Origin of the sequence: Sphingopyxis sp. (genome assembly GCF_035998905.1) — a bacterium.
GTDB lineage: Bacteria > Pseudomonadota > Alphaproteobacteria > Sphingomonadales > Sphingomonadaceae > Sphingopyxis.
Genome location: NZ_DASYHG010000023.1, coordinates 1 through 22,449, shown reverse-complemented (window position 1 = coordinate 22,449; position 22,449 = coordinate 1). Strand labels below are relative to the sequence as shown.

At 63.8% G+C, this 22,449-nt stretch carries 25 protein-coding genes and 2 tRNA genes; 15 read left to right on the top strand and 12 right to left on the bottom strand.

Going from position 1 to position 22,449, the window contains the following annotated elements:
* Positions 1-3 precede the first annotated feature (3 nt).
* Entirely contained in the window at positions 4-636 is a 633-nt protein-coding gene (gene queE, locus VGN62_RS12240) for a 7-carboxy-7-deazaguanine synthase (protein WP_327454205.1), read from the top strand.
* 3 nt (positions 637-639) lie between these two features.
* On the opposite strand, the gene VGN62_RS12235 is transcribed toward queE, so the two are convergent.
* On the bottom strand, positions 640-984 hold the full coding sequence (locus VGN62_RS12235; RefSeq protein WP_327454203.1) for a hypothetical protein: 345 nt from the start codon (positions 982-984) through the stop codon (positions 640-642).
* Between the two features lie 9 nt (positions 985-993).
* Positions 994-1,647, bottom strand: coding sequence for a lipoyl(octanoyl) transferase LipB (gene lipB, locus VGN62_RS12230; protein WP_327454201.1), 654 nt, complete (start codon positions 1,645-1,647; stop codon positions 994-996).
* A gap of 133 nt (positions 1,648-1,780) precedes the next feature.
* Between lipB and VGN62_RS12225 the strand changes: the two genes are divergently transcribed.
* The gene (locus tag VGN62_RS12225; RefSeq protein WP_327454199.1) at positions 1,781-2,527 is read left to right on the top strand and encodes a hypothetical protein; all 747 of its coding nucleotides are present in this window, start codon (positions 1,781-1,783) and stop codon (positions 2,525-2,527) included.
* A gap of 107 nt (positions 2,528-2,634) precedes the next feature.
* Positions 2,635-3,516 carry a hypothetical protein gene (locus VGN62_RS12220; RefSeq protein ID WP_327454197.1) on the top strand — a complete coding sequence of 294 codons (882 nt, stop codon included), beginning with the start codon at positions 2,635-2,637 and terminating at the stop codon, positions 3,514-3,516.
* Between the two features lie 55 nt (positions 3,517-3,571).
* Here the strand turns inward: VGN62_RS12220 and hemF are convergent, their stop codons facing one another.
* Entirely contained in the window at positions 3,572-4,432 is an 861-nt protein-coding gene (hemF, locus tag VGN62_RS12215; RefSeq protein WP_327454195.1) for an oxygen-dependent coproporphyrinogen oxidase, read from the bottom strand.
* A complete protein-coding gene (locus VGN62_RS12210) occupies positions 4,429-4,887 on the bottom strand; it encodes a tRNA (cytidine(34)-2'-O)-methyltransferase (RefSeq protein ID WP_327454193.1) in 459 nt (152 codons plus the stop codon). Before VGN62_RS12210 ends, hemF begins: the two co-directional genes overlap by 4 nt.
* Before the next feature lie 223 nt (positions 4,888-5,110).
* Between VGN62_RS12210 and petA the strand changes: the two genes are divergently transcribed.
* From petA to VGN62_RS12190, 4 genes are read left to right on the top strand one after another with little or no spacing between them, the layout of a single operon-like run.
* Complete coding sequence (gene petA / locus VGN62_RS12205; protein ID WP_327454191.1) at positions 5,111-5,668, top strand: ubiquinol-cytochrome c reductase iron-sulfur subunit; 558 nt, start codon at positions 5,111-5,113, stop codon at positions 5,666-5,668.
* A gap of 13 nt (positions 5,669-5,681) precedes the next feature.
* Positions 5,682-6,968 (top strand): cytochrome b/b6, encoded by a 1,287-nt coding sequence (locus tag VGN62_RS12200; RefSeq protein WP_327454189.1) that lies wholly within the window; start codon positions 5,682-5,684, stop codon positions 6,966-6,968.
* Positions 6,969-6,999: 31 nt separating this feature from the next.
* Positions 7,000-7,812: a cytochrome c1 gene (locus tag VGN62_RS12195; protein WP_327454187.1), complete on the top strand. Its 813-nt coding sequence runs from the start codon at positions 7,000-7,002 to the stop codon at positions 7,810-7,812.
* A 22-nt stretch (positions 7,813-7,834) separates the two neighbouring features.
* A complete protein-coding gene (locus tag VGN62_RS12190) occupies positions 7,835-8,389 on the top strand; it encodes an adenine phosphoribosyltransferase (RefSeq protein WP_327454185.1) in 555 nt (184 codons plus the stop codon).
* Here the strand turns inward: VGN62_RS12190 and VGN62_RS12185 are convergent.
* Together VGN62_RS12185 and VGN62_RS12180 are read right to left on the bottom strand one after the other, a co-directional pair.
* On the bottom strand, positions 8,386-8,763 hold the full coding sequence (locus tag VGN62_RS12185; RefSeq protein WP_327454183.1) for a RidA family protein: 378 nt from the start codon (positions 8,761-8,763) through the stop codon (positions 8,386-8,388). The two genes, VGN62_RS12190 and VGN62_RS12185, sit on opposite strands and share 4 nt — an antisense overlap.
* Before the next feature lie 104 nt (positions 8,764-8,867).
* A complete protein-coding gene (locus VGN62_RS12180) occupies positions 8,868-9,632 on the bottom strand; it encodes a DUF1134 domain-containing protein (protein WP_327454181.1) in 765 nt (254 codons plus the stop codon).
* A 243-nt stretch (positions 9,633-9,875) separates the two neighbouring features.
* On the opposite strand from VGN62_RS12180, the gene VGN62_RS12175 reads away from it, so the two are divergent.
* The 5 genes from VGN62_RS12175 to VGN62_RS12155 all read left to right on the top strand — a co-directional run bounded on the left by VGN62_RS12175 (position 9,876) and on the right by VGN62_RS12155 (position 13,115).
* Positions 9,876-9,968, top strand: a tRNA-Ser gene (locus VGN62_RS12175).
* A gap of 150 nt (positions 9,969-10,118) precedes the next feature.
* Complete coding sequence (locus tag VGN62_RS12170) at positions 10,119-10,763, top strand: PepSY-associated TM helix domain-containing protein (RefSeq protein ID WP_327454179.1); 645 nt, start codon at positions 10,119-10,121, stop codon at positions 10,761-10,763.
* A gap of 11 nt (positions 10,764-10,774) precedes the next feature.
* On the top strand, positions 10,775-11,305 hold the full coding sequence (locus VGN62_RS12165) for a DUF2271 domain-containing protein (RefSeq protein WP_327454177.1): 531 nt from the start codon (positions 10,775-10,777) through the stop codon (positions 11,303-11,305).
* Positions 11,306-11,325: 20 nt separating this feature from the next.
* Positions 11,326-12,159, top strand: a complete 834-nt coding sequence (locus VGN62_RS12160; RefSeq protein ID WP_327454175.1) for a DUF4198 domain-containing protein — start codon at positions 11,326-11,328, stop codon at positions 12,157-12,159.
* 92 nt (positions 12,160-12,251) lie between these two features.
* Complete coding sequence (locus tag VGN62_RS12155) at positions 12,252-13,115, top strand: FAD:protein FMN transferase (protein WP_327454173.1); 864 nt, start codon at positions 12,252-12,254, stop codon at positions 13,113-13,115.
* On the opposite strand, the gene VGN62_RS12150 is transcribed toward VGN62_RS12155, so the two are convergent.
* The 4 genes from VGN62_RS12150 to VGN62_RS12135 form a co-directional block, all read right to left on the bottom strand.
* On the bottom strand, positions 13,112-13,795 hold the full coding sequence (locus tag VGN62_RS12150; RefSeq protein WP_327454171.1) for a Fe2+-dependent dioxygenase: 684 nt from the start codon (positions 13,793-13,795) through the stop codon (positions 13,112-13,114). The two genes, VGN62_RS12155 and VGN62_RS12150, sit on opposite strands and share 4 nt — an antisense overlap.
* Positions 13,796-13,854: 59 nt before the next feature.
* Positions 13,855-16,245 carry a TonB-dependent receptor gene (locus VGN62_RS12145; RefSeq protein WP_327454169.1) on the bottom strand — a complete coding sequence of 797 codons (2,391 nt, stop codon included), beginning with the start codon at positions 16,243-16,245 and terminating at the stop codon, positions 13,855-13,857.
* 119 nt (positions 16,246-16,364) lie between these two features.
* Positions 16,365-17,090, bottom strand: a complete 726-nt coding sequence (locus VGN62_RS12140) for an energy transducer TonB (protein WP_327454167.1) — start codon at positions 17,088-17,090, stop codon at positions 16,365-16,367.
* Positions 17,091-17,136: 46 nt separating this feature from the next.
* Positions 17,137-18,006, bottom strand: a complete 870-nt coding sequence (locus VGN62_RS12135) for an alpha/beta hydrolase (protein WP_327454165.1) — start codon at positions 18,004-18,006, stop codon at positions 17,137-17,139.
* A gap of 106 nt (positions 18,007-18,112) precedes the next feature.
* Between VGN62_RS12135 and VGN62_RS12130 the strand changes: the two genes are divergently transcribed.
* Positions 18,113-18,904, top strand: a complete 792-nt coding sequence (locus VGN62_RS12130; RefSeq protein ID WP_327454163.1) for an SDR family oxidoreductase — start codon at positions 18,113-18,115, stop codon at positions 18,902-18,904.
* Positions 18,905-18,958: 54 nt separating this feature from the next.
* Here VGN62_RS12130 and VGN62_RS12125 read toward each other — a convergent pair.
* Positions 18,959-19,033 (bottom strand) — tRNA-Val (locus VGN62_RS12125).
* Between the two features lie 70 nt (positions 19,034-19,103).
* A complete protein-coding gene (gene cpdR / locus VGN62_RS12120) occupies positions 19,104-19,481 on the bottom strand; it encodes a cell cycle two-component system response regulator CpdR (protein WP_062180140.1) in 378 nt (125 codons plus the stop codon).
* Positions 19,482-19,623: 142 nt separating this feature from the next.
* Between cpdR and VGN62_RS12115 the strand changes: the two genes are divergently transcribed.
* The gene (locus tag VGN62_RS12115; protein WP_327454157.1) at positions 19,624-20,499 is read left to right on the top strand and encodes an N-formylglutamate amidohydrolase; all 876 of its coding nucleotides are present in this window, start codon (positions 19,624-19,626) and stop codon (positions 20,497-20,499) included.
* Between the two features lie 490 nt (positions 20,500-20,989).
* Positions 20,990-22,351, top strand: coding sequence for a hypothetical protein (locus VGN62_RS12110; protein ID WP_327454155.1), 1,362 nt, complete (start codon positions 20,990-20,992; stop codon positions 22,349-22,351).
* The last annotated feature ends 98 nt before the right edge of the window (positions 22,352-22,449 follow it).

Sequence of the window (22,449 nt, the reverse complement as noted above, 5' to 3'; positions counted from 1 at the left end):
CCGATGGCCTACGCCGTCAAAGAGATTTTCCTCACCCTGCAGGGCGAGGGCGCGCAGGCGGGGCGGCGTGCCGTCTTTTGCCGCTTCGCCGGCTGCAACCTGTGGACGGGGCGCGAAAAGGATCGCGCCAAGGCGATCTGCCAGTTCTGCGACACCGATTTTGTCGGCACCGACGGCACGCTCGGCGGCAAATATCGCCACGCCGATGCGCTGGCCGATGTGATCGCCGAAAGCTGGGGGCAGGGCAGCGACGACCGCTATGTCGTCCTAACGGGCGGTGAACCGATGTTGCAGGTCGACGGCGCGCTGATCGACGCGCTCCACGCGCGCGGCTTCACAATCGCCATCGAAAGCAACGGCACCCTTCCGGTCCCGCGCAGCATCGACTGGATCTGCGTCAGCCCGAAAGCGGGCAGCGACCTGGTGCAGTTGAGCGGCGACGAGCTGAAACTGGTATGGCCGCAGCCGGGCAGCGATGTCGCGCGGCTCGCGTCGCTCGATTTCAAGCATCTGCTCGTCCAGCCGCTTGACGATCCGCATGCCACCGCCAATGTGCAGGCGTGCATCGATCTGGTGATGGACGATCCGCGCTGGCGCCTGTCGCTCCAGACGCACAAGAATCTGGGACTGCGCTAGGAGCTATTCGCTCTTTTTTGCAGCGGAATCGGCGCTGATGGCCTTTTTCGCGACCGGCATGTCGACCGCCTCAGGATTATTGTCCCCTTCGCTTGGCGGCGTTGCCGCGTCCGCAGCATCCGCTTCGTCGGATTTGGCCGCGTCTTTCTTGGCGCCGTCGTCGGGAATGCTGTTGTCCACCGCGGTGCCGTCGCTGACAGCGTCGTCGAGGATGATCATCGAATCGCTCACCGATCCCGGCTGGACCTCGACAGCGTCGAGTTTGGTCGTCGATTTGCCTGTGGTGTCGCTGCCGCCGCAGGCGGCGAGGGCGAGAAGGGAGAGCGAGGCAAGAAGGGTGCGGGTCATGCGGGCTTCCTAGTCTTTCGGCGAAAGCTTGTCGAGAAAGGCGGGAAGCGCCCGCGCCAGCGCGGCGTCGACTTCGGCGAACGATGCCGAGCGCCCCAATGCGGCGAGGCTGGTAACCGGGAATTCGGCGATTCCGCATGGCACGATGCCGCCAAAATGCGCGAGATCGGGCGCGACGTTCAGCGAAAAGCCGTGCATCGTCACCCAGCGCTTCACGCGCACGCCGATCGCGCCGATCTTTGCCTCGCGGCCGTCGGGCGCGTCGGTCCAGATGCCGATGCGGCCCTCGGCGCGCCGCGCCTCGACCCCGAGCAGCGCGAGCGCGTCGATCACCCAGCCTTCGAGCGCCGAGACATAGGCGCGCACGTCGCGGCCGCGCCGCGTCAGGTCGAGCTGGACATAGCCGACGCGCTGGCCGGGGCCGTGATAGGTGTAGCGGCCGCCGCGGCCCGCGTCGTAGACCGGAAAGCGCGGATCGAGCAGTTCGGCGGGGTCGGCGCTCGTCCCCGCGGTATAGAGCGGCGGATGCTCGAGCAGCCAGATGCGCTCGCCTGCGTCTCCGGCGTAAATTGCGGCCGCGCGCGCCTCCATGTCGGCGAGCGCCGTATCATAGGCGGTCAGGCCGGGACTGATGGTCCATTCGGGCGGAGAAAGCGGGTTCATCGCGCCGGCTATCTGGCGCGCTGCGGCGCCTTGCGCAAGGCCCTCCGCGCCGCGTGTCGACAGGGCTGGACAGGAGCGCCGAACATCGTCACCTTCGCGCCGACCGGGAAATCGAAAAAATGACGGGGTATCAATGGTAAAATTCGACATGGGTGCGGCGTGGGACGACACCCTGCAGCTCCTGAAATCGCACACCGCGTTGATCGGTGCGATCGCGGCGGTGTTCCTCTTCCTTCCCGCGCTTGCGGTGGCATGGTTCGGCCCGGTGCCGATCGAACCGCCGGCGGGAGCGGATGTGAGCCAGGTGATGGCAAGTTTCCGCGAAAGCTTTCGCCAGATGATCCCCGGACAAGTCGTCATCGCGCTCTGCACGCTCATCGGCACGGCGGGCATCCTGCGGCTCTGGCTCTCGCGTAGCGGAATCAGCGTCGGCGAGGCGCTGACCTTCGCGCTCATGGTGTTTCCCACGATGCTCGCGATCCAGATCCTGTGCGGCATCGCGATCGGCTTTGGCTTCATCCTGTTGATCGTCCCCGGCCTCTATCTGATCGGGCGGCTCTCGCTCGTCGCACCAGCGGTGGCGGATCGGGGCATCTACAATCCGTTCGAGGCGATCCGGACGAGCTGGGCGCTCACGCAGGGCAACGGCTGGGCGATCTTCTTTTTCCTGTTCCTTGTGGCGCTGGTGATTGTCATCGCCGCGCTGATCATCGGCGGCATCCTGTCGGTGATCGCCGGCAGCGAGCCCGGGTTCGGACGTATGCTCGGCGGCTTCGTCGAGGCTGCGTTCGGCGCGATCGGCAGCCTCGTCTCGGTCGCCGTATCGGCTGCTGCCTATCGCCAGCTCGCGCTTCGGACTTCGTCCGACGTGTTCAAATGATAAAGATCATCAACGAAAAGAAACGTGTCGCAACCAGGGTGAAGCCATTGGCTTAGCCCGTCTCGAATGAAACTTGGGAGAGAGTGGTAATAAGCAGGGGAAGTGACATGACAAAGATGAGTATCGGTGCAGCTTTCTCGGAAACCTTTGCGTTTCTGAAGGCGAATTGGCAGCAAATGCTGTTGTGGGTGGGCGGCGCGTTGGTCGTTGTTGGCTTGCTCGGTTACCTGTTCCTCGGATCGACTTTTTCGGCGATGGCGCTGGCGCCTAACGATCCGTCGCTGGTGATGGGCGCGTTCGGCAAGATTTTCCTGTTTGCGCTGATTGCGGCGGTCATCCTTTATGGTGTGTCGATGCTGATCTGGCGCGGCGGGCTGCATCCCGGCGAAGCACCCAATTTTGCATGGGCGTTCCAGGCAGGTCCCGCCTTCGCATTCGGCATGTTTGTGGTGATGGTGGCGGCCTATATCCTCGTCTTCATCGTCATGTTCATCCTGACGCTGATCTTCGGCGCTGCGTTGGGCGGGATGGGCGCTTTGTCTCCTTCCGCACTGGAATCGGGGGCCGCAGGCGCCGTGGGCGGCGGAGCGATCTTCCTGATGATCATCCTCTATATCGCGGTGATCGTGTTCATGCTGTGGGTGCAGGCCCGCTTCTCGGTAGCCGGTCCGGTGATGGCCGATCGCCTGACGCGCAATCCGGTGACAGGTCTCGGCGAATCGTGGCGGCTGACCGGGGCGTCGCAGTGGGCAATCGTCGGCTTCTACCTGCTCTTCACGATCGGCATCTTCATCTATGCGCTGATCGCGGGCATGATTTTCGGGGGCATCCTCGGCGCCATCGCAGGGGGCTCGGTCGTCGGCGCGATCCTGACGATGATCGTCATGGCCGCGGCGGTTTACCTGCCGATGATCATGATATCCTTCTCGATGCCGATCGGCATCTATCGTGCGCTTGCGCCGCGCGCATCGGGTGACGTTTTCGCCTGATCGCCGGTTAGCGAAGCAAGGGGCGCCTCCGGTAAACGGGGGCGCCCTTTCTGTTTCAGCTCCACTTTGCGAGCGGGGGCAGGCTCATCAGGATCGCGTCGATATTGCCGCCGGTCTTAAGCCCAAACAGCGTGCCGCGATCGTAGACCAGGTTGAATTCGGCATAGCGCCCGCGCCAGATCAGCTGTGCGTCGCGCTCGCCTTCGGTGAAGGGCAGGCCCATCCGCCGCCGCACGATCTGCGGGAAGATATCGAGGAAAGCCTCGCCCACCGCCTGCGTGAGCTGGAAATTGCGATCGAACTCGGCATCGTCGCCGCATTCGAGATGATCGTAAAAGATGCCGCCGACGCCGCGATGGACGCCGCGATGCGGGATATAGAAATAATCCTCGGCCCATTTGGCATAGCGTTCGTAAACGTCAGGGCCAAAGGGGGCGCACGCCGCGCGCAGCCGCGCGTGAAAGGCGTCGGTGTCCTCCTGGTAGGGAATCGGCGGGTTGAGGTCGGCGCCGCCGCCGAACCAACGCTTCGTCGTGGCGAGGAAGCGCGTGTTCATATGCACCGCGGGAACATGCGGGTTCGCCATATGCGCGACGAGGCTGATCCCGGTGGCAAAGAAGCTGGGGTCCTCGCCTGCGCCGTGAATCGATGCGGCGAAATCGGGGGCGAACTGCCCCCCGACGGTCGAGACATTGACCCCGACCTTTTCGAATACCTGGCCCGTCATCACCCCGCGCACCCCGCCGCCGCCTTCGCCCGGCGACAGCCCGTCGGCCTCGCGGTCCCACGGCGTATAGGCGAAGCGCGCGTTGCTGCCCGCCTCGGCTTCGATCTTCTCGAATTCTGCGCAGATGCGGTCGCGGAGCGATTCGAACCAGTCGCGGGCCGCCTGTTGCTGGGGATCGAGCGAGATCATGCCGGAAAGCCTTTCGTTTGCCTGAGCGCCTCGGCGAGCGCGATGCCAGCCGCGACCGCGACATTCAAGGAGCGAAAGCCCGCCTGCATCGGAATCGCGACCCGCGCCGCTGCGGCGTCATGGACATGCGGCGGTACGCCCGAGGATTCGGCCCCGAGCAGCAGCACGTCGTTCGTGTCGAACGCAAAGCCGGGCAGGGGTGTCGCGCCCGCCGTCGTCAGCAGCACGATGCGCTGCTGGGCATCGACGCTCCACCGGTGGAAGCTGCCCCAGTCCGAATGGCGACGCACATTTGCCCTTACGGCATAGTCCATTCCCGCACGTTTCAGCGCGCTGTCGGAGAAGGGGAAGCCGCACGGCTCGATGATATGCGCGGGTACGCCGAAACAGGCGGCGGTGCGCAATGTCGTTCCGACATTGCCCGCGATATCCGGCTGAAACAGGGCGATTTCCATAAATGGCCCATAGCTGCCGCCGCCGGAGGAATCGAGAGGTCTCGGCCCGGCGCCTTCGTACAGTAACAGAAGCAGAAATTGCCTGTTGGCAAGCCCGGACAGTGCGGCTATCAGGCCCGCAATTCCCGGAGGGGCCGCCGGGTTGTGCGCTTTCGTGCGCGTGCAACAGGGGCGGCCATATCTTCGAGAACTTTTGTTAGTTCACCCATGCAAGGGCAGTCGAATGGCCAGTGAATCTGAACTCAACGCCGGTATCGAAGATGGCGTACGCCGCCGGGATTTCATCAATATTGCGGCAGTGAGTTTCGCTGGTGTCGGTTCGGTGGCGGTGGTCCTGCCGCTGCTCAACCAGATGAACCCGTCGGCCGACGTGCTCGCGCTGTCGACCACCGAAATCGACATTTCGGCGATCCAGCCCGGCCAGGCCATCAAGACCAGCTGGCGCAAGCAGCCTGTGTTCGTGCGCAACCTTGTCGCCAAGGAAATCGCCGAAGCCAAGGCTGTGCCGATGGGCGACCTGCGCGATCCCGAAACGATCGACCAGCGTACCAAGCCCGGCAAGGAAAACTGGCTGATCACGCTCGGCGTCTGCACCCACCTCGGCTGCGTGCCGCTCGGTGCTGCGGAAGGCGAGAACAAGGGCGATTTCGGCGGCTATTTCTGCCCGTGCCACGGTTCGCACTACGACACCGCGGCGCGCATCCGTAAGGGCCCGGCACCCAAGAATCTGGTTGTGCCGCCCTATGAATTCAACAGCGACACCGTCGTGACGATCGGCTGAGGAGCGAGATAAGATGAGCTTTCCCTGGGCCAAACCCTATGAGCCGACGCATCCGCTGATGAAGTGGATGGACGAGAAGCTGCCGATTCCGCGCCTCGTCTATAATGCTACGGGCCCCGGTTATCCGGTCCCGCGCAACCTCAACTATTTCTGGAACTTCGGCGTCCTCGCCGGCGCCGCGCTGATGATCCAGATCATCACCGGCATCGTTCTGGCGATGCACTATGCCGCGAACGCGAGCGTCGCGTTCAATTCGGTCGAGCATATCATGCGCGACGTCAACGCCGGCTGGTTCATCCGCTACGCGCATATGAACGGCGCGAGCATGTTCTTCATCGTCGTCTATCTGCACATTTTCCGCGGCCTTTATTACGGTTCGTACAAGGCGCCGCGCGAAATGGTCTGGCTGCTCGGCGTTGTGATCTTCCTCCTCATGATGGCGACCGCCTTCATGGGCTATGTGCTTCCGTGGGGCCAGATGAGCTTCTGGGGTGCGCAGGTGATCACCGGCTTCTTCTCGGCGATACCGATCGTCGGTGAACCGGTGCGCGAATGGCTGCTCGGCGGCTTCGTCCCCGACAATGCCACGCTCAACCGCTTCTTCTCGCTGCACTATCTGCTGCCGTTCGTGATCCTGGGTGTCATCATCCTGCACATCTGGGCGCTGCACATCCCGGGTTCGTCGAACCCGACGGGCATCGAGGTGAAGGACGAACAGGACACCGTTCCGTTCCACCCCTATTACACCGCGAAGGACGGCTTCGGCGTCGGCGTCTTCCTGCTGGTCTTCGTCGCACTGACCTTCTTCAGCCCGAACACGCTTGGCCATGCCGACAACTATATCCCGGCGAACTCGCTTTCGACCCCGGCGCATATCGTTCCCGAATGGTACTTCCTGCCCTTCTACGCGATCCTGAAGGCCTTCACCTTCAACTTCCTGTGGATCGACGCGAAGCTGTGGGGCGTCATCGCGATGTTCGCATCGATCGCGCTGCTGTTCTTCCTGCCCTGGCTCGACAGCTCGCCTATCAAGTCGTCGAACTATCGTCCGCTGTACCGGATCTTCTTCTGGATCCTCGTCGCCGACGTCCTGCTTCTCGGCTGGTGCGGCATGCAGCCGGCGGAACAGCCGTGGGTGATCCTCAGCCAGCTGGGTGCCATCTATTATTTCGCCCACTTCCTGGTGATCCTGCCGATCGTGTCGCGGATCGAACGCCCGCTTCCGATGCCGAATTCGATCACCGAAGCGGTCCTTGCCAAACATGCCACCGACGTGAAGTCGGTTTCGGCAACGGCCTGAGCGCCGGACTTTAATAGGAGCTGATACAGCCATGGTTCGTCCGCTCGGTTTTCTCGTCGGTCTCGGTTTCATAACCGCGCTGGTGCTCGCGATTTTCACGACGCCGCTCAAGAATGAACCCAATGTCGCGCACGAGTTTCACAAGCATCCCAAGCATCTGAAGCTGGCCAGCGACGGTGTCGTGCTGCCGCATTGGGACAAGGCCCAGTTGCAGCGCGGGATGCAGGTGTACAAGGAAGTCTGCTCGGCGTGCCACAGCCTGCACCTCGTCGCCTTCCGCGACATTGCAGACCTCGGCTACAGCGAAGGCCAGATCAAGACCTTCGCCAAAGGCTTCCAGGTTCCGTCGATCAACCCCGACACGGGTGAGCCGGCGACGCGCGACGGCCTGCCGTCGGATTATTTCCCGTCGCCCTATGCGAACGAAACGGCTGCTCGCGCTGCGAACAACAACGCGCTGCCGCCCGATCTTTCGCTGATCACCAAGGCACGCGAAGGCGGCAAGGATTATATCTATTCGCTGCTGACCGGGTTCCAGAGCCCGCCCGCGAACCTGCCGGCCGAACTCAAGCCGGGCACGGGGCTGCACTACAACCCCTATTTCGCGAACCTCAACCTAGCGATGGCCCCGCCGCTGGCACCCAATCAGGTGACCTATGCCGACGGCACCAAGGCGACCGTCGACCAGATGTCGAAGGACGTCACGGCGTTCCTCGTCTGGACCGCCGAGCCGAAGCTGATCAAGCGCATCCAGGTGGGGTATGCAGTCTTCTTCTTCCTGCTGATCTTCACCGTGCTGACCTATCTGTCGTACCGGAACATCTGGGCCGACAAGAAGCATTGATGAGCCGGGGAGGGCGAGCTTCATGATCGCCCTCCCGCCTCAGCCGGACCTCGACCTTGCGTCGCTCGTCCGCACCATCCCGGACTTTCCGAAGCCGGGCATCCAGTTTCGCGATATCACCACGCTGATCGGCGATGCTGCCGGTTTCGCCGAAAGCGTGCGGCGCCTGAGTGCGCTCGCCGCCGTCCATCGACCCGACTTTATCGTGGCGGTCGAGGCGCGCGGCTTTCTGTTCGGGGCGGCGATGGCCACCGCGATGGGGCTGGGCGTCGTTCCCGTGCGCAAGGCGGGCAAGCTCCCCGGCGTCACGATCGGCGTCGATTATGAACTCGAATATGGCGTCGACCGGCTCGAACTCCACGAAGGTGCAGTCCTGCCCGGTCACCGCGTCGTGCTGGTCGACGATCTGCTCGCGACCGGCGGGACGATCCTTGCGACCGCGGCGTTGATGCAAAGCGTCGGAGCAGAGGTTGCGGCCGCGCTGTTCGTGATCGACCTGCCCGATCTTGGCGGATCGCAGCGGCTCGAGGCTGCGGGTCTCACTTGCGAAACGCTGATCGCTTTCGACGGCGACTAGGCCATGTCCCTCGAAGCGAGGGCGATGGCTTCGATTTCGACGCGAAACCCGAAATGGAGCGGGCCGGTGGGCACGACGCTTCTCGACGGACGCGTGGTCCCGAAAAACCGGCCATAGGCGGCGTCCAGCTCGTCCCAGTCGGATATGTCACTGAGATAGACCGTCGTCTTGATCACCTGCGACAGATCGGCACCCGCTTCCTGGAGGACCGATTTCAGGTTTTGGAGCGCCTGCTCCACCTGCGCCGTGAAGGGCGCATCGGCCAGCGACGTGTCGCGGCCCGGCCGCAACGGCAGTTGACCCGACACGAAAATCAGGCCGCCGCCGATCGTGAAGGGCGAATAATGCGGACCGTCAGCGGGCTGCGATGTCACGTCGTCGATCTCCCAATGGACTTCGCTCGCGCAATATCACCAGCGCAAAGAAAAAGCCCGCGCCGAAGCGCGGGCTATCGCCCCCGTGGCAAACGGACTGCGTCTTAGAAGGGGACCCAGTTCTGCTTCTTGCGGAACTTCATATAGCCGACGTTCGCGCCAAGCCGTGCGCCGACGCCGACGCGGATCGGGATGAGCACCACGTCGCCGCGGCGCAGATAGCTCGCGTTGAAGCCGCCGATCAGATAGGCGGCGCCTTCGCCGGCGGGGTAGCGCTTGTAGAGATCCTCGCTGTCGAAGAGATTGTAGACGAGGACAAAGGTGTTGCCGGCGTTGGCGCCCGCGTCGAAGCCGACCGAGGGACCGGTCCAGTAAGCGGGCAGTTCGCCTTCGATCTTGTGATGGAGCGTACCCGAGCCATAGCGCACGCCGACCACCAGCGCGCCGCCAGCCTCGCGCCCAACGATATAGGCGTTGGGTTCGCCCTGCTTTTTCAGGATATCCTCGATCATCCCGGCGAGGCCTTGCGCGCCCTTGCCGAACACGCCTTCGGCGGCGCCGATCAGGTCGTCCTTCTTGTAGGTCGATCCGGGCGCTGCGGCCACGGTGGTCGCCGAGACATCGCCGGTGGCCGTAGTGCCGTCAGCGGGAACCGCACTCGTCTGCTGGTCGCCGGTGGCGAGATCGCTGTCGTACGAGGGTTCGCTTGTGGTCGTGCTCACCGGGGGCGGGGCGGGGTTGTCGATATCCGAATCGATGGCCGTATTGGGATCGACCTCGCGCATCTGCGCCGCCGCCGGCAGGGGTGAAAGCGCGAGGCCGAGCGACGCGATAGCCGCAAATGCCAGGCTGGTGAATGTCTTCCGCATATTGGACCCCCAAAAATCGAATGGCGCCGCGTAGGCGAAACCGGCGTTAATCATGACTCGCTTTCGGCGGCGGGCAATGAACGGGCGATGACTTGAGTCGAATTTAAGCCAGACCGAATCATCCGGGCGACGAAATGCCTGTCGAGACGTCAAAATAGGTCAATCTTTGCCGTTGCGGGGCGCGAAGTGCATGGCTATAGCGACCCGCCTAGGCCAAACTGCCGTTAGCGCGGCAGACCATGCGGAGACGTGGGTGAGTGGCTGAAACCAACGGTTTGCTAAACCGTCGTACTGGTAAATCCGGTACCGAGGGTTCGAATCCCTCCGTCTCCGCCACCTTTTCCTCATCATCGAAAACCGATCGAAGCAGTGCTTCGTCTGCGGGCGGCAGCCTGCGCTTTATCCAGCCGAAAAGTGGGAATAATTATTGTAATTGCGAATCGTTCTCGATAATGCCCGCGCATCATTCCCAAACAGAATCTTTTGATGCACGCACCCACATCCTCGCGACCGGCGGCCAAGAAGAGCCGGAAAGCCTTTTGGCTGAAACAGCTGCACATGTGGCACTGGATGAGCTCGGCCGTCAGCCTGATCGGGCTGCTGCTGTTCGCGATCACGGGCTTCACGCTTAATCACGCCGCCGATATCGAAGGATCGCCGGTCGTCACGCAGGGGTCGGCGCAGATGCCGCCCGCACTGCTCACGCGATTGAAAGCGGCGATTCCCGACGCCGAAAAGGCGCCGCTTCCTGCTGACGTTGCCGCGTGGGTCGAGGACAGCTTCCCGGTCAAGGCAAGGGCCGAGGCCGAATGGTCCGCGGACGAAGTCTATCTGCCCGCGCCGCGACCCGGCGGCGACGCGTGGGTCGCGATCGACCTCGCGACCGGCGCAGCGTCGAGCGAGGTGACCAGCCGCGGCTGGATATCCTACCTCAACGACCTCCACAAAGGGCGCAATTCGGGCGGCGAGTGGAGCCTGTTCATCGACATCTTCTCCTTCGCTTGCCTCGTCTTCGCGATCACCGGCCTGTTCCTGCTCCAGCTCCATTCGGCGAAGCGCAAGAGCACCTGGCCGCTCGTCGGGCTGGGTCTCGCGATCCCTGCCGCCATCGCCGTCATCTTCATTCACTAGGGAGACCAGTCATGCAGCTTTCCACCTCCGCGCGCATCCTTGGCGGCACGATCGGCCTCGGCGCGGTATTCGCTGCGCCGGCGTTCGCGGCCGATCCGGGCACGATGGATGTGACGATCAATATCCCGCGGCTGAAGGTCGCCGAATATCACAAGCCCTATGTCGCGATCTGGGTCGAGAAGGCCGGGGCGAAGGCAAAGACCGTCGCGGTCTGGTACGATTATGACATGAAAGCCAACGAAGGCACCAAGTGGCTTCGCGACGTCCGCCAGTGGTGGCGTGCCGCGGGCCGCTCGATGACCTTCCCCGCCAATGGCATCACCGGCGCGACGCGCGCGCCGGGGGCGCACAAGGTCTCCTTCTCGCGCGCGCAGCTCGGCGCGACGGCGCCCGGCGCGTACACGCTGGTGATCGAGGCGGCGCGCGAGGTAGGCGGCCGCGAACTTCTGCGCATCCCGTTCACCTGGCCCGCGAAGGCCGGGGCGGGCGGGCGCGCCGCTGGAACGACTGAACTGGGGGCCGTTTCGGTCGCCTTCCGCTGAACTGGGAAAAGGACAGGATTATGAAAAAGCGAATTTGGGGTTTCGCCGCGACCGCCGCGCTTGCGGCACTGGTCGCCGTTCCGGCCTCCGCGCACCGCCAGTGGATGATGCCGTCGTCGACCGTCCTGTCGGGCGACGACGTCTGGGTCACCGTCGACGCTGCGGTGTCGAACGACCTTTTCTATTTCGAGCACCAGCCGCTGCGCCTCGACGCGATGAAGGCGTGGGCGCCCGATGGCACCGAAGCCGCGATCGAGAACAAGGCGACGGGGCGTTATCGCAGCACCTTCGACGTGCATCTGACGCAGAAAGGGACCTGGCGGATCGCGTCGGTGTCCGACGGCGTGATGGGCAGCTATGACCTGAACGGCAAGACCGAGCGTTTGCCGCGCGGAACGACCACCGCCAATCTTGCCGAACGCATCCCCGCCGGCGCGACGAATGTGAAGACCGCCGAATCGAACAATCGCAACGAGATTTTCGTGACTGTCGGCGAACCGACGACGACGTTGTTCAAGCCGACGGGCAAGGGCATCGAACTGGTGCCGGTAACGCATCCGAACGACCTGATCGCCGGCGAGGCCGCGACCTTCCAGTTCCTGCTCGACGGCAAGCCGGCTGCGGACCTTCCGGTGACGCTGATCCCCGGCGGTATCCGCTATCGCGACCAGCTCGGCCAGGTCGATCTCAAGACCGGTGCCGACGGCAAGGTCGAGATCAACTGGGGCGAGCCCGGCCTCTATTGGCTGAACGTCACGACGCCGCAGGCCGAGCGCGCAGAGGGCGCACCCGAACCCGCGACGCCGCAGCGCCGTGCAAGCTATGTCACCACGCTGGAAGTGCTGGCGCCCTGACCGACCGTATCCTGATCCCCCGCGCGCTGACGCCCGCAGCCTTTGCGGCACGCGACGCGGGGGCAACGGTTCGACTCTTCTCCGGCACCAGCATGGGGACCGATTGGTCGCTGCATGCGGTTTCACCACATCCCGGCGCGGCCGAAGGCGTGCAGGCGGCGCTCGACCTTGTCGTGGCGCAAATGAGCCAGTGGGAAGCCCAGTCCGACCTGTCGCGCTTCAACCGCAGCGCGGCGGAGGCGTGGCACGAGATCCCCGTTGAATTCGCGCATGTCGTCGAGGCGGCGCTCCAGATCGCTCGCGCCAGCGACGGGGCGTTCGATCTCGGCCTCGGCCATCTGACCGAGGCATGGGGATTTGGCAGCGCAGGGCCGATCGAGGCTGTTCCCGAACACGCTGGGGCACTCGATCGCACGATCGATTTCGACCCCGCGACGCGGCGAATCCGCCGCAGCGAAGGGGCCGCGCTCGATCTGTCGGGGATCGCCAAGGGCTATGGTGTCGACCTTGCCGCCGAACGGCTGCTCGCGAACGGCATCCGCCATTTCCTGCTCGAAGTCGGCGGCGAATTGCGCGGCGAGGGGATTCGCCCCGACGGGCAGCCCTGGTGGGTCGATGTCGAAATGCCGCCAACCTCCTCGATCCCGCCATGGCGCATCGCGCTCCACGATCTGTCGGTCGCAACATCGGGCAATTATCGCCGCGGTTTCAGTGCCGGCGGAACGCATTATTCGCACAGCTTCGACCCGGCGACCGGGCGTCCGATCGTCAACGGCGTTGCGTCGGTGACGGTGCTGCACCGCGACTGCATGATGGCGGACGGCTGGGCGACCGCGCTAACCGTGCTGGGACCCGATGCGGCGATCGCGGTCGCCGATGCGCAGGGCCTTGCTGCGTGTGTCGTCGCGGGCGACCGCGAACATGTCTCGCGCGCGTGGCGCGCCATGCTGGACTAGCTGTCGGCCCAGCGGCGCAGCAAATTATGATAGACGCCTGTCAGGCGAACCACGGTGGCATCGCCCTGGCCGAGTGCCGCGGCGGCGCCCTGTACACCCATGTCGAGGTCGAACAGCAGGTTCCGTTGCCCCTGATCGCGGATCATCGACTGGATCCACATGAAGCTCGCGACACGCGCACCCGACGTCACCGGCTCGACGCGGTGCACCGTCGTCGACGGATAAAGGACCATGTGTCCCGCCGGCAGCTTGAGGCCGGGGGCTTCGGTGAAACCTTCGACGACCAGCCCGCCGCCTTCGTAGCTGTCCGGATCGGCGAGGAAGAGCGTCGCAGACAGGTCGCTCCGCATCCGGAAATCACTGCCGCGACGCAGGCGGATCGCGTTGTCGATATGATCGCCGAAATTCTCGCCGCCCGAATAGCGGTTGAAATAGGGCGGGTAGATTTTGAGCGGCAGCGCGGCGGCGATGAACAGCGGGCTGCGACCGAGTGCGTCGAGCACGAAGCGCCCCGCTTCGCCGGCCGCCTCGCCGAATTCGGGGAGTTGCTGGTTGCGTTTGGCGAGTGCGGCTTGCGGGCCCGATGTCTCGTTGCCGTCGATCCAGTCGGCGGCGTCGAGGATGGCGCGGAGCCGGGCGACGCCGTCAGCGTCGAGCACGTCGGGAATGATACGGATCATGGTCCCGCTTCTAGGCCCAAAAGGGCGGGCACAGCAATCGCTGCGCCCGCCCGCCGGGATCAGAAATTGTAGAAGAGGCTGAACACGGCCGAGCGCGCATCGCCGGGGGTTGCCCAGCCGCCCGTGACGGCGCCCGTCGTCGCATTCACATTGTTGCGGACGCCCGTGTAATAATCTTCGTTCGTGACGTTCTGGACGTTGACCTGTGCGACGAGGCCGTTCTTGAAGTCGTACGACACAAAGGCACGGTGGATCAGATAATCGTCGACCGAGAGCGGCGTACGCTGTGCCAGATTGCGCTGGTGCGTCGTGAACTTGCCCTGATAGGTCAGGCCATATCCGACCTGCAGCCCGAACGGGAAGACATAGGTCGTGAACAGGCTGCCCGAATGTTTGGGCGTCTGGAACAGGCGGTCGCCGCGCTGCGGATCGGGAATGGCCACGCTGTTGCCGCAACCGGTGCTGCCCGGGTTGGCAAGGCAGAAGTCCGAAACGCTCTGCTTCACCTTGCCGTCGAGGTAGGTGTAGTTGGCGAACACCGCCCATTCGGGCGTGACGTTGCCGCTTGCGCCGATCGCGACCCCGTCGACACGCGAGCGGCCGTCGAGGATCTGGAGCGACGCGGGCTGCGCCGGGTCGTTCGAGGGCACGCGATAGTTGGTGCGCTCGTTCCGGAACACCGCCGCAGTCAAGAGCAGCTTCTTGTCCAGCAGCTCGGCCTTCGCGCCGAATTCGATGTTGCGCGCCTTTTCCGGAGCGGTCGCGCAGGGATCGGCTGCCGTCGGGCTCGCCGGCAGGCCGCAGCCCGCACGGACGCTCGCCGAGGTCGGCGTCTTCGCGTTGCCATAGGCAGCGTAGAGGCTGACGTTCTCGACCGGGTGGAACACCGCGCCGACGCGGTACGAGAAGAGATTCTCGTCGCTGACCTGATCGGCGCCGCGGGTATAGACCGCGCCCGTCGCGGGGGTGGTCACGGTGTCCGCACGGAAGACGGTGCGCGCATTTTCATAGCGGACGCCCCCATTGACCTCGAACATCGGCGAGATTTCGAGCGTGTCGAACGCATAAATCGCCCAGTTTCGCGTGTCGCCATAGCTGTTGCCGGTGCGGATGTAATTGACCGGGCCGGTCCAGACGGTGTTCGGGTTCGACAGGCTGATCGGCGGCAGCACGGGATTGGGCGTCGCGCCGCCCGGATTGCGCAGCAGCTGCGCATTCTCGATCGAATAATCTTCCTGGCTGTACGATGCGCCGATGACCAGCGTATTCAACAGGCCGCCCTTAGCGCCGCTGAGGATCGTCAGGTCGGTCTGGTTGTGCAACAGGTCGTTGACCTGATCGCGAACAAGACCGCGCGGGCCGGAAGGATAATAGGTGCCCGGCGTATTCTGGCCCGCGGGGCAGGGAATGCCGACGGTCGACGTCGCGTTCGCGCCGATCGGCTGCAGCCCGTTGGCAAGGCAGAAGACACCCTGCGGGGCGCTCGTCTGGCTATACTGATGGACACGCTGCCAGCGGGTGAGGTTGCGGATCGAGACGCTGTCGCTGAAGGCATGGCGGAAGGTCGCCGTCAGGCGATCGACCTTGGTCTTCTGTTCGTCGAGGTTGACGATACCGAAATAGTCGCTGTCGTCGACACCGGGAAGCGGGCCGTTGTTGGCGCCGCCCAGGAAATAGGGCACGCCATAAATCGGCGTATTGTCATCGTCCTGATGGATATAGGCGAGCGTCAGGCTGGTGTCGCTGTCGACCCCGATCGTGATCGACGGCGCGACGCCCCAGCGCTTGAACGATTCGACGTCGCGGCCCGGGACGTCATTTTCATGATACATCGCGTTCAGGCGGACGGCGATGAGGTCGCTGACGCGCCAGTTGCTGTCGACCGCCGCGCGGTAATAATTGTCGGTGCCGACCGCGGCCTGGACCGTCGTCGCGTTCCGCGCGAAGGGGATCTTGCTGACGAGGTTGATCGTCCCACCGACGCTGCCCGATCCGTTGAAGACCGAATTCGCGCCGTTGTAGACCTCGATCTGCTGCAGGTTGAAGGGGTCGGTGCGGCTGTATTGCGCGCTATCGCGGACGCCGTCGACCGTCAGGTCGTTGTTCGCCGAATAGCCGCGAAGATTGATCGAGTCGCCATAACCGCCGCCGCCTTCGCCGGCGCCGAAGGTGATCCCGGGGATGGTCGCAAGCGCATCGCGCAGCGTCAGCAGGTTCTGCTGGCGAAGCTGTTCCTGCGAGACGACGGTGATCGTCTGCGGCGTGTCGACGATGGGCGCGGTCGATTTCGGCGACTCCACCTCGGTGGCAAGCGTACCGCTGACGACGATGTCGGTGCGGCTGCCGGGCGCGTCCTGAGCGGCGTCGGCTTCGGCGGCGAAGGCCGGCGCGCTGATCAGGCTGCCCACGCAGGAGAGTGCGAGGAACGAGGCAGATGTCGATGGCTTCACGGTAAACCCCCTTATTTTGTGATCGGTTCGGGGGCGCCGCTATTGAGAGTCGCTTGCAAAGTCAACTCTAATGCGAATCGTTCGCGATATTGTCGCAATTGATACCATCGGAGAGCGGCCTAATGTCGCCGCTCGAGCCACCATGTTTGTCGCCAGCCATATTGACTGGTGACAGGATCGCCTGCGGCGTTAGTCGCGGGCTTGAAGCGGAAGCGCTCCTCGATCAGGTCGCATGTCGTCCGGTCGAGCGAGGCATCGCCGCTCGATCGGGTGATGCGGCATCCACTGACGCGGCCGCTTGTCTCAATGGTGAAGCGGACCTCGACTTCGCCGCCGGCCTTTGCGCGGCTCGCTTCGCGGGGATAGTCGCGGTCGCGGATCGCACCGCTGCGCCACACCGCTTTCGAACCGCCGCCGGTCCCGCTCCCCATGCCGCCGGCGCCCGTACCGTCACCGCGCCCGCCCGCGCCCGATCCGGCGCCCGGGTTCGGGGCGGCGCCGGCCGACGCGTCGGTCCCGGTATCAGGGCGCGGAGCTGCGGCTACTGGCGGGGTAATCGCGGGCAGTTTCGGCGGAGGCGCGGCGATGGCCGCGGCCTTGGCATGTGTGTTCGCCGCCGAGGCTTTGCCGCTTGCCTTTTCGCTGGGGGCGTTCGCCGGCACGACCTCCGCGCGCGGGGGCTTCGGTGCCGGGATGGCGATCGCACTGATTGCGTCGCTCGCCTTGCGGACGACGTCGAGGTCGAGGCCGCTGGCGAGGGCCAGCCCGACCGAGACAGCCGCTACAAGCGCGCCGCCACCCGACACGGCCTTTTGTCGCCCCGAAATCTGCCCCGTATAGGCCATCGCGCTGCCTCTTATCGCGCGCCGTCGCGCGCAACCGGCCGCCCGTTTAGAGGAATTCGTCTAGCGTGGACATGAACCGGTCGAACTGGTCGTGGTGCAGCCAGTGGCCCGCATTCTCGAACTCGATCACCTTTGCGTTGTTGAAATGCCGGAGGCGGCCGTCCTGTTCAGGGTTCGAAGCCCAGCTGTTGGCGCCATAGAGGAGCAGGGTGGGGCAGGCGATCGCGCTCCACAGCGCGGCTATATCGTCCTGCGGCATGTCGAACGCCGGCCAGATGTTGAGGTAATTGTCGAACTTCCAGCTCCACGACCCGTCCTCGTTGCGGCTGATCCCGTGGATCGTCAGGTGGCGCGCCTGCGCTTCGGTCAGATAGCTGTTCTCGCCCATCATGCGTGCGAGCGCGTCGTCGAGCGTCGCATAGCGGCGCGGGGTGCGTCCCGCTGCCTGCCTTTTGTCGTCGATCCATTTGCGGAAGCGTTCGGCGTATCCCGTCTTCGCGCGTTCGGCGAGCATCTTGGGCGACGGGCCGAGGCCTTCGATCGCGACCAGCTTGCTGACATTTTCGGGATAGAGGCCGGTGTAGCGCAGTGCGATATTGCCGCCCATCGAATGCGCGACGATCGACAGCGGGCCGAGGTCGAGCTGGTGGATCAGTTGCGCAAGGTCATAGACAAAAGTGTCCATGGCGTAATTGCCGTCGGGCGACCAAGCGCTGTCGCCATGACCACGCAGGTCGGGAGCGATGATGTGATAACGGTCCTGCAGCTTCTCCGCGACCCAGTCCCAGTTGCGGCAATGGTCGCGCCCGCCGTGGACGAGCAGCAACGGCGGTGCGCCGCGGTTTCCCCAATCGACATAATGAAGCTTCAGTCGCTGCGAGATGAAGCTGTTCGAAGTGGGGCCGGCACTTGCCATCGGTTCGTCCTTGCTGTCTGTTCCAGTTTCAAAAGGCGACTGGTTTCGATCCGTCAACCCCGCATCGGTGCCATCGGCCTTCAGGGATAAATCAAGGGAGAGATATATGAGCACATTCCGCGACAACCTGCTGGCCGGGAAGACGGCGTTTGTTGCCGGCGGTACCAGCGGCATCAACCTTGGTATTGCCAAGCGCTTTGCCGAGCTCGGCGCAAAAGTCGCTGTCGCGGGTCGCGATCCGGACAAGGCCGCGCGTGCGGCGGCGGACATCGGCAAGGGCGCACTGGGCCTGTCGGGCGACGTGCGCGACTATGCGGCGATCCGCGGGGTGATGGAGCGCGTCGCCGGCGAACTGGGCCCGATGGACATCGTCATTTCGGGCGCGGCGGGTAATTTCCTTGTGCCTGCGCTCGGCATGTCGGCGAATGCGTTTCGCACCGTCGTCGACATCGACCTCAACGGTACGTTCAATGTCTTCCGTGGCTGCCACGACCTGCTGAATCGCCCCGGCGCGTCGTTGATCGCGATCACTGCGGGGCAGGCGGTCAACGCGTCGGCGCTGCAGGCGCACGCCTGCGCCGCGAAGGCGGGGATCAACCAGCTGATTCGCGTCCTCGCCCTCGAATGGGGTCCCGAGGTTCGGGTGAACGGCATTTCGCCGGGGCCGATCGCCGGAACCGAAGGCATGGCGCGCCTCGCCCCTGATGCGGCGACGCGCCAGTCGCATTTCGACCGCATCGCGATGAAGCGCTGGGGCGAGGTCGAGGAGGTCGCCGAATCGGCGGTGTTCCTCTGCTCGCCCGCCGCGGGATATATTACCGGGACGATCCTCGACTGCGACGGCGGCAGTCAGGTCGGGGATGCGTCGCGCGGCGACCTGGCCCGCGGAATGGCGTGATGAGAGGCTGAAAGCAAAAACGCCGCCAACCCGTTGGGGTGGCGGCGTTTTTAATGGTGGGCGTGGCAAGGATTGAACTTGCGACCCCTGCGATGTCAACACAGTGCTCTACCACTGAGCTACACGCCCATCCCTTGGGGTGACGCGCCCCCTAAAGGCCTCTGCGCGGCTTGGCAAGCCCTCGCGCGCGCTGTCGTGATTATTGTTGGCTCGATCGGTCGGCGCGGCCGAACATATTGTCGACCTCGCGCACCAGATCCTTGAGGTGAAACGGCTTCGACAGCAGCTTCGCCTGCGGCACATTTTCCTCGGCGCGCAGCGACACCGCGGCAAAGCCGGTGATGAACATGACCTGCGTCTGGGGCGCGGCCTTGGCCGTGTGCTGGGCAAGCTCGATTCCGTCCATTTCGGGCATGACGATGTCCGACAGCAGCAGGTCGAACGTCCCCGAATCGATATAGGGCACCGCCGCGGTACCGCGATCAACCGCGGTGACATGATAGCCGGCGCTAGTCAGCGCGCGCGCAAGATATTCGCGCATCACGTCGTCGTCTTCGGCCAGCAAAATACGAATCATGCTGAATATTATTCCCTGGTCCCTCGACGCCGCCGGTTCCCTTTGACCGCGTCCTCTAAGCTGTATGCGGCATAGCGTCAGAGATTTAACAAATTGACGCGCGGCGCTGGATTCATCGCGGTTTTTTTGCCACGCAGCATCCATGCCGTTCCGCAGCATCCCGCCTGCCGCCATCGCTGTCAACCGGCCCGCTGCGAGCAGCCCCGTCGTCGTGTCGGTGCCGCACGCAGGGCGCATTTATCCGCCCGAAATCCTGGCCGCGGCGCGCGTCGAGCGGTCGCATCTCGAGCGGCTCGAGGATGGCTGGTGCGACCTGATCGCTGCCGGTGCGGTCGAAGCGGGGGGAACGGTCGTGCAGGCCCTGTGGGCGCGTGCCGTCGCCGATTGCAACCGCGGCGAAGGCCAGATGGCCCCGGGGGAGGTCGCGATGTCGCTTCGAGACCGGTTCTCTGCACCCGGCCGCAAGGAACGGGCGGGGTTGGGAGTGATACCCACGCGACTCGCCGACTGCGGCCCCTTGTGGAAGCGGCCGATCGATCCCGCGGCGCTGCACTGGCGCCTCGAATCGCTTCACCGGCCCTATCATGCGACGCTGGCTGAAGAGTTGGCGGCGGCGCGCGATCGGTTCGGCCATGCGATATTGATCGACCTGCATTCGATGCCTGCGATTCCGGCCGGACAGCCGGGGCATGGCGCGCGGATCGTCGTGGGCGATCATTTCGGTGCGACGGCGGGGGCGTGGCTCGTCGACCTGGTGATGGCATCGGCCGAGCGCCTGGACGCGTCGGTGTCGCGTAACCAGCCTTATGCCGGCGGCCATATTGTCCGGACGCACGGCCGCCCGGGCGATGCGATTCACGCCGTGCAGATCGAGATCGATCGCAGCCTTTACCTCACGCCGGAGCGCCTGCCCGATGCGGCGCGTATCGCAAGGCTCGCAAGCTGGTTCGCCAAAATGGTGGCCGAGGCGGGGCGAACGCGGCCTTCCGACGAAATATTCCCGCAGGCGGCCGAATAAAAAAACCACCCCGTACCGAAGTACGAGGTGGCCAGGGTCCAGGGAGGACGCGCCCGCGCCAATGAAGGCTGGGCACTCACCGCGATGGAAAGGGGGAAAACCATGGCGGTGTAAGAGGAATTTAGGGTGTTGCGCGCCGACTTACAAGAAGAGACGGTGCAAAATTTGCAATATGCAAGAAATTGGTCGGGGAGAGAGGATTCCCGCCGAGTTTGGAGATAAGTGTCTGTAAAAGCTAAAATCTTTCTGCGCCCTCGCCGAGGCATGCCACGGGGGTATCGCACAGGCGAGTCGCACGAGATGATTTTTTCAAATGGGAGCCATTCCTTACACCTATCGTCGGCGCGGCGGGATTTATGCGCTCCGACGCAAAATATGCTTTTTCAAAGCTAAACCTCAACCCATAACCTTGTCGCTTGGGACCAAAGAATTGTCCCAGGCCCGCTTTCGGGCCGCCGCGGCATGCGCAGCCCTCGATAGGGTTGTGACCATGATCAATCATGAGATCATTTTAAACGGCGGAGCGCGCTCCGCATCCATGCTCGCCGAAATCGCTCGCAAGGCAACCGATGTGCAGCTCGGATTGGCAATCCGGGAGCAGTTGCACGGCCCAAATCCGGAAGCCGAAGAAGCGGCGCGCGTGTTCGGCGACTATTATCTTCTTGCTGCGCGGCACAACGGCGCTGCGGTTCTTGACGATCCAACGCGCGAAAGCTTGCGCGCGCAGGGACGGTCAGAGCGGCATATGCACAAGCTCGAATTGCTGGTGCGGCATAATGCCGGGACCAATCCACTGTCAGACGCGCATTTGTCGTTGCAGTGCGCGCAATTGGGGCTGTCCTTCGACAAGCGCTATGCCGACGATGATCGTCGCACCATGCTCACCGCCTGGGCGGACGCCCAGTTTCGGGCCGCGACATTCAATACGCCCCTTGTGCAGAGCCAGCCTGAGCCAATCGCGTTCCTGCTGAACGCTCCGCGCCAAGAAATTGAACGGGCGCGTTCTGAGACGCCGAAATCCGACCCGCAGGAGGCCGCCGTATCGCAACCGCCAGTCCAATCGGTCCGCGAAACTGATCATGGCGCTCCAGCGCCCAAAAAGTCGGCGCCATTGTTGAGCGAGGTGATCGACGAAGTCGTGGCAGGAATTGTCAGCCAAGGCTTTTGGAAAGAAGGCCCGGGCAGCACGGCCGAAGATGGCAAGCGCCTGGTCAAACAATTTGTCTGGATGGTCGGCGACTTGCCCGCCGAGGACTATGGCCAACAGCATCTTTCGCATTTTTGCCGTGAAATGATGAGCATGCCGAAGACGGTGCGCGTGCAGACATTTTGGCACGAGCCATATGAGGAGGCGAAGAAGAAATTTCCCCCGCTCACGACACAGAACAGCCGTAAGGCGGTCACGTTCAACAAGGATCTGGCCTATCTTGCCCGGTTTGGTCATCGGATGGTGACCGAAGGGTATTGGCGGGAAGGTCAAATCAGTCCGCTCAAATTTTCCCGGAAGGTGACGGTCGGCCAGAAGTCAAAAGCCAAGTCGCCTTGGCAACTGGCGCATCTCGAGGAAATGCTGGCATCTCCGATATATGTCGGAAATGGCGGCCCGAAGCGGCGCCTGAAAAGCGGTCAGTTTATCCATCAGGACGCGGCCTATTGGGTCCTTCTGCTCGCGATCTACACAGCGGCAACTCAAGGGGAAATCTGCGGCTTGTTGGTCGAGGAGGTCGTGTGCGAGGAGGATGTGCTCCCGCATCTGATTTTCCAGAACAATCGCCTTCGCACGCTCAAGCGGGAAGCTCGCGAGCGCGAGGTTGAGGATCAGCGTGCAATAGGCACCCCCTTCGTGGGGTGATCGGCGTGCAAAAAGGACCCCTTCATCCCGGGGATTTAGTCGGCCGACTGGTTTTGATCAGTTGGCGAGAACGGGATGTTGATCGTGGAGACAGTGGT